The 12,821-nt window shown below is 72.6% G+C and carries 12 protein-coding genes; 8 read left to right on the top strand and 4 right to left on the bottom strand.

From position 1 onward, the window contains the following. Nucleotides 1-8 precede the first annotated feature (8 nt). On the top strand, nt 9-698 hold the full coding sequence (locus ACZ6JS_RS13195) for a TetR/AcrR family transcriptional regulator (protein ID WP_469297708.1): 690 nt from the start codon (nt 9-11) through the stop codon (nt 696-698). A 147-nt stretch (nt 699-845) separates the two neighbouring features. Continuing rightward, entirely contained in the window at nt 846-2,018 is a 1,173-nt protein-coding gene (locus ACZ6JS_RS13190) for an acyl-CoA dehydrogenase (protein ID WP_469297707.1), read from the top strand. Between the two features lie 21 nt (nt 2,019-2,039). On the opposite strand, the gene ACZ6JS_RS13185 is transcribed toward ACZ6JS_RS13190, so the two are convergent. Then, entirely contained in the window at nt 2,040-2,246 is a 207-nt protein-coding gene (locus tag ACZ6JS_RS13185) for a hypothetical protein (RefSeq protein WP_469297706.1), read from the bottom strand. A 1,364-nt stretch (nt 2,247-3,610) separates the two neighbouring features. Here ACZ6JS_RS13185 and ACZ6JS_RS13180 point away from each other — a divergent pair. After that, the gene (locus ACZ6JS_RS13180; RefSeq protein WP_469297705.1) at nt 3,611-4,744 is read left to right on the top strand and encodes an Rv3169 family protein; all 1,134 of its coding nucleotides are present in this window, start codon (nt 3,611-3,613) and stop codon (nt 4,742-4,744) included. Between the two features lie 56 nt (nt 4,745-4,800). Then, nucleotides 4,801-5,892, top strand: coding sequence for a phosphotransferase family protein (locus tag ACZ6JS_RS13175; RefSeq protein ID WP_469297704.1), 1,092 nt, complete (start codon nt 4,801-4,803; stop codon nt 5,890-5,892). A gap of 40 nt (nt 5,893-5,932) precedes the next feature. Here the strand turns inward: ACZ6JS_RS13175 and ACZ6JS_RS13170 are convergent, their stop codons facing one another. Continuing rightward, nucleotides 5,933-6,406, bottom strand: coding sequence for a hypothetical protein (locus tag ACZ6JS_RS13170; protein WP_469297703.1), 474 nt, complete (start codon nt 6,404-6,406; stop codon nt 5,933-5,935). A gap of 216 nt (nt 6,407-6,622) precedes the next feature. Here ACZ6JS_RS13170 and ACZ6JS_RS13165 point away from each other — a divergent pair, with 216 nt between their 5' ends. The 4 genes from ACZ6JS_RS13165 (at nt 6,623) to fxsA (ending at nt 10,620) form a co-directional block, all read left to right on the top strand. Next, nucleotides 6,623-7,063 carry an Lrp/AsnC family transcriptional regulator gene (locus tag ACZ6JS_RS13165; protein WP_030030904.1) on the top strand — a complete coding sequence of 147 codons (441 nt, stop codon included), beginning with the start codon at nt 6,623-6,625 and terminating at the stop codon, nt 7,061-7,063. 69 nt (nt 7,064-7,132) lie between these two features. Next, entirely contained in the window at nt 7,133-8,761 is a 1,629-nt protein-coding gene (locus ACZ6JS_RS13160; RefSeq protein ID WP_469297702.1) for an amidohydrolase, read from the top strand. A gap of 364 nt (nt 8,762-9,125) precedes the next feature. After that, nucleotides 9,126-9,935 carry a polyprenol monophosphomannose synthase gene (locus ACZ6JS_RS13155; protein WP_469297701.1) on the top strand — a complete coding sequence of 270 codons (810 nt, stop codon included), beginning with the start codon at nt 9,126-9,128 and terminating at the stop codon, nt 9,933-9,935. A gap of 91 nt (nt 9,936-10,026) precedes the next feature. Then, on the top strand, nt 10,027-10,620 hold the full coding sequence (gene fxsA, locus ACZ6JS_RS13150; protein WP_469297700.1) for an FxsA family membrane protein: 594 nt from the start codon (nt 10,027-10,029) through the stop codon (nt 10,618-10,620). Nucleotides 10,621-10,698: 78 nt separating this feature from the next. Here the strand turns inward: fxsA and ACZ6JS_RS13145 are convergent, their stop codons facing one another. Continuing rightward, nucleotides 10,699-11,073, bottom strand: coding sequence for an RNA polymerase-binding protein RbpA (locus tag ACZ6JS_RS13145; RefSeq protein ID WP_007262928.1), 375 nt, complete (start codon nt 11,071-11,073; stop codon nt 10,699-10,701). A gap of 314 nt (nt 11,074-11,387) precedes the next feature. Next, entirely contained in the window at nt 11,388-12,791 is a 1,404-nt protein-coding gene (locus ACZ6JS_RS13140) for an MFS transporter (RefSeq protein WP_469297699.1), read from the bottom strand. Nucleotides 12,792-12,821: the final 30 nt, after the last annotated feature.

Genomic DNA, 12,821 nt, shown 5'->3' with positions numbered 1-12,821 from the left:
GGCCGGAATTGAACAACAGTCAACAGCGCGGAACGACCGGGCGCTCACAGATGCGGCGAGCCGAACTCCTGGCCATCGGGCGCAAGTTGTTCGCCGACACCCCCTACGACGCACTGTGCATGGACGACATCGCCAAGCACGCGGGCGTCGCCAAGGGCCTGATCTATTACTACTTCAAGAGCAAGCGCGGCTACTACCTCGCCATCGTCGAGGACTCCGTGGCCGACCTCGTCGCCCGCGCCGGCGGCGACACCGGCCTCCCGAACGCGGAACGCGTCCGCCGCGCCGTCGACGGCTACCTCCACTACGCCGAGCACCACCGTGCCGCCTACCGCACCATCGTCACCGGAGGCGTCGGCTGCGACGCCGAGGTGCTCGCCATCCGCGACGCCGTACGCGAGGAACTGCTCGCCGCCATCGCCGAAGGCGTGTACGGGCGCCGCACCCTCCCGCCGATCGCCCGTCTCGCCCTCGTGGGCTGGCTCTCCGCGGTCGAAGGGACCACCCTGGAATGGATCGGCGGGCCGAGCGCCCCGGACCGGCCCGGACGCGCCCGGCTCGGAGCCCTGCTGGTACGCCAGCTGCGCGCGACATTGGCGGTGATCGAGGAGTTCGCCCCGGAGTGTCCGGCACCTCCCCCTGCCGAAGAGCCGTTCGAAACGGCCGGTGATCTTGCCCCGGTGACGGGAAGCCCCTGATCGGGCATACTCAAGCCGCCGCAGCCGCTGAGCAGCCTCTTCCGTGACCCGGGAGGGCAGCACCGGCTGCACAGAGCCCGAGACCCGGCGGCGCGTCCCACACCTCACGCGCCGCCGCCGTGCCCGACCAGGGAGGAGAGCGCCGCCATGACAGACCGCGCCCCGCAGCCGGTGGACCGACAGCTGCCCACCGAGGAGTCCCGCGACCTCCTCACCCTCGTACGCGATATCGCCCAGCGTGAGATCCGCCCCCGGGCTGCCGAGGAGGAGGACTCCGGACGGTTCCCCCGAGAGGTCTTCACGCTGCTCTCCGAGGCCGGGCTCCTCGGCCTGCCGTACCCCGGCGAGTACGGCGGCGGCGAGCAGCCCTACGAGGTGTACCTCCAGGTCCTGGAAGAACTGGCAGCGGCCCGCCTGACCGTCGGCCTCGGCGTCAGCGTGCACTCCCTGGCCTGCCACGGTCTCGGCGGCTACGGCACCAAGGAACAGCAGGCCGCCCACCTGCCCGCGATGCTCGGCGGGGGCCTCCTGGGCGCCTACTGCCTCTCCGAGCCGGCCGCCGGCTCAGACGCCGCCTCGCTCACCACCAAGGCGGTGCGCGACGGCGACGACTGGATCATCACCGGCACCAAGGCCTGGATCACCCACGGCGGGGTCGCCGACTTCTACACCGTCCTCGCCCGAACCGGCGTCGAGGGCCCCAAGGGCATCACCGCCTTCCTGGTCCCCGGGGACGCGGCGGGCCTGACCGCGGCAGTGCCCGAGAAGAAGATGGGCATGAAGGGCTCGCCCACCGCCCAGCTGCACTTCGACGGCGTACGCGTACCGGACTCCCGCCGTATCGGCGAGGAGGGGCAGGGCTTCTCCATCGCCCTCGCCGCGCTCGACGCGGGGCGGCTGGGAATCGCCGCCTGCGCCATCGGTGTCGCCCAGGCGGCCCTGGACGAGGCGCTCACGTACGCGCTGGACCGCAAGCAGTTCGGGCACCCCATCGCGGACTTCCAGGGGCTGCGGTTCATGCTTGCCGACATGGCCACCAAGATCGAGGCCGGCCGGGCGCTGTACCTCGCTGCGGCGCGGCTGCGGGACGCCGGCAAGCCGTTCTCCCGGCAGGCGGCCATGGCCAAGCTCTTCTGCACGGACGCGGCGATGGCCGTCACCACGGACGCCGTGCAGGTCCTCGGCGGCTACGGCTACACCGCGGACTTCCCCGTCGAGCGCCTGATGCGTGAGGCGAAGGTGCTCCAGATCGTGGAGGGCACCAACCAGATCCAGCGCATGGTCATCGCCCGCCACCTGGCGGGACCCGAAACGCGCTGACGCGCTCCGCCACCGGCGGGGTCAGTACAGCCCGCTGCTGGTCGAGGGCCAGACCGGGGACGACGTGAGCCGGGACCACTCGGGGTCCCGCCGGCCGGGCAGGGTCCGGCCGGCGTCGGCCCACCGGGCCAGCAGGTCGCGGTAGATCGGCGGATCGGGCGCCTGCTGCTCGCGTTGCGGCTCACGCGGAAGCGGGCGCTGAACCGATTCTTCGAAACCCGACGGCATCGGACGGCGCCTTCGGCCCGTTGAAGACTGAAGCGTGCTCATGCACGGCCAACGCGGGACGGAAGCCACGGGTAATCGCCCTCGGGGTGCGCGTATCCGTTCGAGGGTTCCCCAGGCCACCGCCGGGCCACCCGCCGGGCCGCCCCGCCGGGCCGCCCCCCAAGGCCTGCCGGATGTGCGGCGAGGGTGTGGGGGGCGGGATTCGGCGGGGCGGGATCGGCGGGGGCGCGGGGTGGTGTGGGGGCGGGATCTCCTGGGCCCGTGGCCAGTGACGTTCTGGGGGTTTCCCGTCAGTCCCATCGTCTCTCCGGTTCGGGCCGGCCCGTCAAGGGCGCTCGTTCCTCGCGTCGCTTCGCGATGTCGCTGCGCTCCACCCTTGACCGACCGTCCCGCCCCGGACATCCGAAAGACTGCCGGGAAGCCCCCAAAGGAACGGGCCGGGGCAGTAGGAGGGAGACGGGGCGTCGGCGCCGTGCGGGCAAAGCCCCCAGCGCCCCCCATCGCTACGCGCTCCTGACGGTAGGCGTCCGCAGGCCCCGTGGGCTGGACATAAGCCGCCATCGATCGCTACGCGCTTCTCGATCACGCGTCCGCAGGCCTTTTGGGTCGGGCATAGGCCGCCCCAGATCGCTACGCGCTTCTCGATCACGCGTCTGCGATCCCTCTGGGCTGGTCATAGGCCGCAGGCGCCCGATTCGCTCCCCATGGACGGCGACCGGGGGCTGTCCGGGGGAGGAAAGGCGTCAGATGACGGCTGAGGCGAAGCCAATCCAGGTCTGGGCGAGGGCGCGCCTCAAAAGGCCGTCAACACGCCCCAATTGCTCCCCCAGCACACCCCCGGCCCCGCCCGGGCGGGACGTGGCTTCGGTCCTCGGCCGCGCTTCGCGCTTCCGCTCGGGCGGGGCGTGGCTTCGGTCCGCGGCCGCGCTCTGTGCTTCCGTCCGGGCGAGACCCCACATCCCCTCCGCCGCCGCGCCCGGTGCCCCCCTCCTCCGCCGCGCTCCGCGCTCCCGCTTCCGCTCCGCCGCAGCCCCCGCCCCCTGCCTCCGGCCTCCCGGGCCCTCGCTCCCTGCCTCCCGGCCCCGTGCCCCACCCGCCCCCCGCCCCCTGCCTCCGGCCTCCCGGGCCCTCGCCCCCCGCCCCCTGCCTCCCGGCCCTGTGCCCCACCCGCCCCCTGCCCCCGGCCCCGCCCCCCGGCCCCCCCGGCATCCCGACCCGCGACACCCGCCCGCTTCGTGACCGGCTGTCAGGCCGTGCCGGAAGTCTGGTCGCGCGGCGCATTTCTGACGTACCGTCATATTCGCCCGCGCCGCCCCCGAAGTGAGCCGACCCGACGCCGCCCACCCCTGCCACGGAGGTTCGTCATGCCCGTAGACCGGCCCGTCGCCCTGGACGAATACCCCATCCACCAGGCCCCCTTGTCGATGAAGCACCTCGTGAGCGGTGACCGGAACGCCTACGACCGGTGCATCTTCCACGTCTTCGACCACGCCGGCCGAGCCGTCCTGATCCTCGGCCTCGGCGTCTATCCCAACGCCGGTGTCATCGACGCCTACGCCACCCTCCGCCTCGGCGACGACCTGCTGGCGGTCCGCGCCTCCGATGCCCTCACCGACGACCGGATGCACCTCTCGGTGGGACCCCTGTCCATCACCGTCGACGTGCCGCTCAAGCAGCTCACGCTGCGCTGCGCTCCCGATTCCGGCGACCCGCACGGGCTCTCGTGCGACATCACCTGGACCGCCGAGTTCCCCGCGGTCTGGGAGCCGCACCACATCCAGCGGCGCGGCGACCGGCTCATGTTGGAAGGCCGCCGCTTCGTCCAGGCGGGCAACGTCGCCGGCACGATCCGTGCGAAGGGGGAGGAATTCACGCTCACGGCGGGGGAGTGGACCGGCACCCGGGACCGGAGCTGGGGCGTGCGCCCCATCCCCGGCGAGGAGGGCGGCAGGGCGGCCGAGGAGCACCGCCCCGAGGGCTTCCACTGGCTCTGGATCCCGGTCCGCTTCGCGGACCGCTTCGTCATGGTCATCGCCCAGGAGGACGCCGACGGCCACCGCACCCTGAACGAGGCCCTGCAGGTCTTCCCCGAGGGCGGTGGCCGCGCGGACGTCCAGCTCGGCTGGCCGCACACCGAGATCCGCTACCGCCCCGGCAGCCGGCACCCCGAGAGCGCCGTCATCCACCTCACCGACCCGTCCCGCAAGCCCCTGGAGCTGGGCGTGGAGATACTGAACTCCTCCCCGCTCGCCGTAGGCGCCGGCTATCCGCCCGCAGGCGACTGGCAGCACGGCACGTGGCAGGGCCGCGGCTGGAGCGACCGCCGCGTCTACGACCTCTCCCACCCCGGCGCCCACCCCATGGCCGCTTTCGGGGTCACCGACCACTCGGCCCGCTTCACGCTCGACGGGCAGACCGGGTACGGCATCTTCGAGCACGGCAGCTTCGGGCGCCACGACCCGAGCGGCTTTGCCGACCACTCCTCCGTCGCCCCGTAGGGCCGCACCCTCCGGCACGTCCCGCAGTCCAGGTCCGAGCAGGAGAAGGGGTACCCATGGCAACCGCACCACGACCGCGCACCTCCACCCGAGAGCCCGAGGAGCTCGGCCGCCGCCTCGGCGCCTGGCTCGAGAGCCGGCTTCCCGGGGCCGAGGTCACCAACATCTCCGTCCCCGGTTCCAACGGGATGTCCAGCGAAACCCTGCTCTTCGACATAGAGCACGCCGACACCCCGCTGCGCGCCTGCGCGCTGCGGCTCGCCGCCGACCCTGCGGCCTACACGGTCTTCCCCACGTACGACATGCCGCGCCAGCACCGCGTGATGCAGCTGGTCGCCGAGCACACGGACCTGCCCGTCCCGCACGTGCAGTGGCTGGAGGAGGATCCCGGGCCGCTGGGGGCACCGTTCTTCGTGATGGCCCGCGCAGAAGGCCGGGTCCCGCCCGACGTCATGCCCTACACCTACGAGGGCAACTGGCTGCACGCGGCGACCGAGGCCGAACGCGACGCGCTCCAGGAGGCGAGCATCTCGCTGCTGGCCCGGCTGCACGACCAGTTCCCCGCCAAGGAGGCGGAGTTCCTCCTGCCCGCCGGCCAGGGCAGCCCCCTGCGCCGGCATGTGGACTCCCAACGCGCCTACTACGCCTGGGTGGTGGGCGGACTGGCGCCCTCCCCGCTGATCGAGCGGGCCTTCGCCCGCCTCGAGGAGCTGTGGCCGGCCGACGAGGGGCCCGCCGTGCTGAACTGGGGCGACGCCCGCATCGGCAACGTCGTCTACGACGCCTTCACGCCCGTTGCGGTCCTGGACTGGGAGATGGCAGCGTACGCCCCGCGCGAGGTGGACCTCGGCTGGACGGTGTACCTCCACCGCTTCTTCCAGGACCTCACCGTGAGCTTCGGCCAGCCCTGCCTACCGGACTTCCTGCGGCGCGAGGACCTCGAGCGCCGCTACGCCGAACTGACCGGCCACACACCGCGGGACATGGAGTTCCACACCCTCTACGCCGCCCTGCGGCACGCGATCGTGATGCTGCGCATCGCCTACCGGCAGGCCCACTTCGGCGAGGTCGAGGTCCCGGCGGACCCGGACGCCCTGATCATGCACCACGCCAGCCTGACCGCCATGGTGCAGGGAACGTACTGGTAGGGGGCAAGCGGGAGCGCAGGGGTGGCGGACGTGCGGGCCCTCAGGCCGCCTGTGCGTGCTGCTGACGCGTCTGCGCCTGCGGCTGCGGCAGGACCGGGCGCACGACGCGGATCGGGCGTGAGCCCGGGCCCCCGACGTGCGAGAACGGCTGCGTCCGCCAGTCGAGGCCCTGGGGCAGGGCCGTCGGGGCCACGGGGGCGGGCTCCGGCGCCGCCTCCGCAGACTGGTCCACGCCGACGGCGGAGAGGGCCTCGGCGGCGGGCCGGCCGGTGCCGGCGCACACGGTGAGGCCGAAGGGGTTCCAGGGGGTGAGGCAGAGCGCGTGCTGCGGCAGGTACTCCTCGTCCGCGACGAGGGCGATCGACTGGCCGCAGTCGGGGCAGATCGCGTGGTGGATCTCGAACCCCTCGCCGTCGTCGAGGTATTCGCCGTCCTCGGCGTACGCGTCGTCCCCGGAGTCGAGCGGTTCGAGAGGATCCGGTTCGGTGCGCCCGGCGCGCTTGGTGTTCAGCATGGATGTACTCCCCCTTGGGTGGGCCGGGCGGGCAGGTTCTTCGGCCTCGGCCACAGCAACCACTTCCCGTCGAGCGTCACGAGTAACCACAACAGACCAGCCTCCATATGCATACCCCTGTGGCCTTGGTCACATGCCCGGCGCAGATGCCTCCAGTGGGCGGACAGCACTGGGCCTGGAGTGCCTTTGGCCGTAAGTTGAGCGGCTATGAGCGCAATGGAGGAGCTGGACCGCCAGATCGTGGATCTGCTCGTGCGGGACGGGCGGATGAGCTACACGGATCTGGGCAAGGCCACGGGACTGTCCACGTCGGCGGTCCATCAGCGGGTACGCCGACTGGAGCAGCGCGGGGTGATCCGCGGCTACGCGGCCGTGGTCGACCCGGAGGCCGTCGGCCTGCCGCTGACCGCATTCATCTCGGTCAAGCCCTTCGACCCGAGCGCCCCGGACGACATCGCCGACCGGCTGGCCGGCGTACCCGAGATCGAGGCCTGCCACAGCGTCGCGGGCGACGAGAACTACATCCTCAAGGTGCGCGTCGCCACCCCCCTGGAGCTGGAGGACCTCCTGGGCAGGCTGCGCGCCCTCGCCCACGTGGCGACGCGCACGACGGTGGTCCTCTCCACCCCCTACGAGGCACGCCCGCCGCGCGTGTGACGCCCGCAGGGGGTCCTCGTGGGGACCCGGCGGTCGGAGGGGGCCGGGGGACGCGGGACACTGGTCGGCATGACTGACCGCACCGCCCATTCCGCCGACGCCGCCGGAGCACCGACCAGGACCGTCCTCCTCCGCGGGGGCGAAGTACACAGCCCCGCCGACCCCTTCGCCACGGCGATGGTCGTCGAGCGCGGCCGCATCGCCTGGGTCGGTTCCGAAGGCGCGGCCGATGCCTTCGCACAGGGTGTCGACGAGGTCGTCGATCTCGGCGGGGCGCTCGTGACCCCCGCCTTCACCGACGCGCACGTCCACACGACCTCCGCAGGTCTGGCCCTGACCGGGCTGGACCTCACCGGAGCGCCCTCACTGGCCGCCGCGCTGGACCGCGTACGCGCGTACGCGGCCGCCCGGCCCGCCGACCGGGTGCTGCTCGGGCACGGCTGGGACGCCGCCCGCTGGCCCGAGCGGCGCGCGCCGCGCCGGGGCGAGCTCGACGAGGCCGCCGGGGGCCGCCCCCTCTACCTCAGCCGCATCGACGTGCACTCGGCCGTGGTCACCACGGCCCTGCTCGACCTGGTCCCCGGGGTGCGTCCCCAGGAGGACCTGCCGCTGACCGCCGACGACCACCACGCCGTACGGCGGGCCGCGCTCGCCGCGGTCACGCCCGCCCAGCGTGCCGAGGCGCAGCGGGCGGCGCTGGACCGGGCCGCGTCCCTGGGCATCGGCTCGCTGCACGAGTGCGGGGGGCCCGACATCTCCTCCGCCGAGGACTTCGCCGGCCTGCTGGCCCTGGCGGCCGAGCGGCCGGGGCCGCGCGTGTTCGGGTACTGGGCCGACCGGGACCTGGACCTGGCCAGGGAGCTGGGGGCCGTCGGGGCGGCGGGCGACCTCTTCGTCGACGGCGCCCTCGGTTCGCACACCGCCTGCCTGCACGCCCCGTACGCCGACGCCGCGCACACGGGCACGGAGTACCTGGACGCGGTGGCGGTCGCCGAGCACGTGGCGGCCTGCACCGAGGAGGGCCTCCAGGCCGGCTTCCATGCCATCGGCGACGCGGCGATCACCGCGGTGGTCGAGGGGGTCCGGGCGGCTGCCGAGAAGGTCGGGGCGGCCCGGGTCCGTGCGGCCCGGCACCGGGTCGAGCACGCCGAGATGATGACCCCGGCCTCCATCGCCGCGTTCGCGGAGCTGGGGCTCACCGCCTCGGTGCAGCCCGCCTTCGACGCGGCGTGGGGAGGCGAGGACGGGATGTACGCCGACCGGCTCGGGGCCGACCGTGCCCGCACCCTCAATCCGTACGCGGCCATGCTCAAGGCCGGGGTGCCGCTGGCCTTCGGTTCGGACGCGCCGGTGACGCCGCTCGATCCGTGGGGAACGGTCCGTGCGGCCGCCTTCCACCGGACGCCCGAGCACCGGGTTTCGGTGCGGGCTGCGTTCACCGCCCACACCCGGGGCGGCTGGCGGGCCCTGGGCCGCGACGACGCGGGGATCCTCGTCCCCGGCGCCCCGGCCGACTACGCGGTCTGGCAGACGGGCGAACTGGTGGTGCAGGCCCCGGACGACCGGGTGGCCCGCTGGTCGACCGACCCCCGCTCGGGCACCCCCGGACTGCCCGATCTGACCCCCGGATCCGAACTGCCGGTGTGCCTCGCCACGGTCGTCGGCGGGCGGGAGGTATTCGTACGCCCACAGGGGTGATCCGGTCGGCCTCGGTTCGGTGCGGGCGGTCGGACCCGGATAGGTTCGGCCGGGTCCACCACAGGACGTCGTGCCGGACGGATCCGTCTGCTCAGCGCGCCCGCGCCTCGGGGGCGAGTGAAGGTTTCGCCGGGCGGCGGGTGGCCCCAGGTCGGGGTCCGGCGGTCCAGTAGACAACGGTCACGGCGGCCCGCAGCCAGCGGGAGTCTGATCGGCCCGAAGGACCGCGGGCCCCGATCACCCGACCCGCAGGGGCCGGGAGGCCACCGGCACCCGCACCGCCGGGGCGGGCCGCGGCCGATGTTCTAGAGTCATCCTCTGCGACCAGACGTACAGGACGTGCAAGAGCACAAAAGGGGACTCAGTGAGCGACGGCGGACAGCGGACCTACGGGCCGCTCGGTACAGCCTTGGTGATCATTCCGACCTACAACGAGGCGGAGAACATCGGGCTGATCGTCGGCCGCGTCCGGGCGGCGGTTCCCGAGGCCCACGTCCTGGTCGCCGACGACAACAGCCCCGACGGCACGGGCAAGCTCGCCGACGAGCTCGCGGCCGGCGACGACCACGTGCACGTGCTGCACCGCAAGGGCAAGGAGGGGCTGGGCGCCGCCTACCTCGCGGGTTTCGTCTGGGGCCTCGACGAGGGCTACGGCGTGATCGTGGAGATGGACGCCGACGGCTCCCACCAGCCCGAGGAGCTGCCCCGCCTGCTGACCGCACTGGCCGGCGCGGACCTGGTCCTCGGCTCGCGCTGGGTGCCGGGCGGCCGCGTCGTCAACTGGCCCAAGTCCCGTGAGTTCCTCTCGCGCGGCGGGTCGACGTACTCCCGGCTGATGCTGGACGTCCCGATCCGGGACGTGACCGGCGGCTACCGCGCCTTCCGGCGCGAGACCCTGGAGGGTCTGGGCCTGGAGGACGTGGCCTCCGCGGGCTACTGCTTCCAGGTGGACCTGGCCCGCAGAGCCGTGCAGAAGGGTTTCCGCGTGGTGGAGGTCCCCATCACGTTCGTCGAGCGTGAGTTCGGCGACAGCAAGATGAGCAAGGACATCGTCGTGGAGGCCCTCTGGCGGGTCACCCAGTGGGGCCTGAAGGCCCAGGCGGCCAAGCTGCTGGGCAAGGACAGAGGCGCGGACGGCGGCAAGGACACCGGCAAGCGGGACGGCGGCGCCTGATCCGGCCCGATCGGTACGGCGCACCCCTTAGGGGGTGCCCCGTACCTCCGGCTGAGGACACTTTTATCCGGCCCCAGGCACACTGGGTGCTATGACGACCGGCACTGGATCCCTGCGAACGGGCACCCCGACGGCCCCCCGTCGGCGCTCGCCCGCCCGAACCTTCCTCCCCCTGGCCATCGCCGCCTGGCTGATCCTGGAGATCTGGCTGCTCGGCCTGGTCGCCGACGCGGCCGGCGGGCTGGCAGTGGCCGCGCTGATCGTCGGCGGGCTGGTCCTGGGCGCGGTGGTCATCAAGCGCGCCGGGCGCCGGGCCTTCAAGAACCTGACGGACACCTTCCAGCAGGCGCAGCAGGGGCGGCAGCCGGCCCCGCAGCAGCCCGGCCAGGGCAACGGCCTGACCATGCTGGCCGGCCTGCTCCTCATGCTGCCGGGCCTGCTCTCGGATGTCGCGGGCCTGGTCCTGCTGCTTCCGCCCGTCCGGGCCTTGGTCGGCCGCAGGGCAACGCGTTCCCTGGAGCGGAAGATGGCCGCGGCCCCCGCCGGCAGCTTCGGCGACGCCTTCCAGCAGGCCCGCATCCACTATCCCGACGGAAAGATCGTCCAGGGTGAGGTCGTCCGCGAGGACCGGCCGGGACCGCAGGACGGCCCGGACACGGCGTACCGCCCGCCGATCACGCCGTAGGACACCACGCGAGCAAGCCGAGGGGCCCCGCCACACGCTGTGTGGCGGGGCCCCTCGGCTTGTGCGTTCGTCCGGCTGTCAGGCGGACTTGCGGCTGTCCCGCGGATGCACGGCAATGTTCATGGCGCCGGAGCGCAGGACCGCCAGCCGTTCGGCCAGCACTTCCTCCAGCTCCTCGCGAGTGCGTCGCTCCATGAGCATGTCCCAGTGCGTTCGCGCAGGCTTGCCCTTCTTCTCTTCGGGCCCGTCCCCGTCAACCAGGAGTGCCATGGCGCCGCACGCCTTGCACTCCCACTCCGGCGGAATCTCTGCCTCAACCGAGAACGGCATCTCAAATCGATGTCCGTTCTGGCATGCGTACTCCACCGCCTGGCGCGGGGCCAGATCGATGCCGCGGTCCGTCTCGTAGCTGGTAACCACGAGGCGCGTACCGCGGAGAGCTCGCTCACTCATGAATCGTGCCTCCCGGGCTTGTCGCCCACAGGACAGGTGTCGCTGTCGTCGTCATCCGGTCAACGTCCGGTCGGCGGTATAGATTCCCGCTCCGGGTCGTGCGTCGCCCGTCGTACCGCCCCTTGTTGTACCCACCAGTGCCCGTTTTGTCACATCTGGCAGCAGATGTCACCCAACGTCTAGACTTCTTTGGCGCGCAGTAACGGTCCGCCTGGCAGGCCAAAGGCGTACACTACCGGCCCTTCGCCGCAACGTCTAAATCCGTTCGGAATTCGTTCGTGGATCCGGACCGGGCGCAGGCGGGGTGCCCGGTCTCAGAGCCGCTCCGGTACAGGATTGCCCGCCGCCTCCACCGCGCGCCGCACCGGCACTCGCGCGAGCAGCAGGAACCCCAGTGCGAAGAAGGCCACCAGCGAGATGATCGCGTCCCGGTAGCTGCCCGTCACCTGGTACGTCAGGCCGAACACCAGCGGTCCCACCCAGCTCAGGCCGCGGTCGCTCATCTCGTACGCCGAGAAGTACTCCGCCTCCTTGCCCGCGGGCACCAGGTGCGAGAAGAGCGAGCGGGACAGCGCCTGGCTGCCGCCCAGCACCAGTCCGATCATGGCGGCGAGGGCGAAGAACCACACCGGCGTCCGCGCGGGCAGGAAGTAGCCGACCCCCAGCGTCACCGCCCACGCGGCCAGCGAGCCCAGGATCGTCCGCTTGGCACCGTAGATCCGCGCCAGCCGGCCCATCCCCAGCGCGCCGCCGACCGCCAGCACCTGCACCAGCAGCACCGCGCCGATGAGCGTGCCCTGCTCCAGCTCCAGCTCCTCCGAGCCGTAGATGGAGGCCTGGGAGATCACCGTCTGCACGCCGTCGTTGTAGATGAGGTACGCCAGCAGGAACGACAGGGTCAGCGGGTAGCGCCGCATGTCCTTGAAGGTGGCGACCAGCTGCTTCCAGCCGCTGACGGCCGGCGCCGCCCCGGGGTCCCGGACCACCCCCCGGTCCCGCAGCCGGCGCAGCGGGATCAGTGCGAAGGCGCCCCACCACAGGCCCGCCGAGGCCAGGCAGATCCGGACGGCCATGCCCTCCGAAACGCCGAAGGCGTCGTGGCCCAGGTAGAGGGCGAGGTTCATGACCAGCATCACGGAGCCGGCGGTGTAGCCGAAGGCCCAACCGCGCGAGGACACCGTGTCGCGCTCGTCGGGGGTGGAGATCTGCGGCAGATAGGCGTTGTAGAGCACCATCGACACGGACAGCGAGGCATTCGCCACGATCAGCAGGAAGCCGCCCAGCAGGTACCGCTCGCCGCCCAGGAGGAACATCGCGGTCGTCGCCGCGGCCCCGGTGTACGCGGCCACCGCCAGCAGCGGCTTCTTGCGGCCCGTCCGGTCCGCGACCGCGCCCGCGAGCGGCATCAGCAGGACGGCGAGGATCACGGACGCCGAGACCGAGTAGGCGAAGAAGGATCCGGCGCGCACCGGTATGCCCAGCGGGTGCACGAACCCCTCGGCGTCCGCGGCGGCCTTGGCCACCGAGGTGAGGTACGGCCCGAGAAACACCGTCAGCACGCTCGCCGAGTACACCGAGACGGCGAAGTCGTAGAAGTACCAGCCGCGCTGCTCGCGCTTGCGGGCGGCCGCGGCGGCCGCCTTCTCGGTCGCGGTGGCTCTGCCGTCCTCCGCCCCGGGTTCCGCTTCCTCGGTCCTGCTGCTGTTGTCCGCGCTCACTCGGTGTCCCCCTCGGTGGTCCTGTACCGC

The organism is Streptomyces sp. NPDC046349 (assembly GCF_055587885.1).
This window is presented reverse-complemented; position numbering and strand designations above follow the sequence as displayed.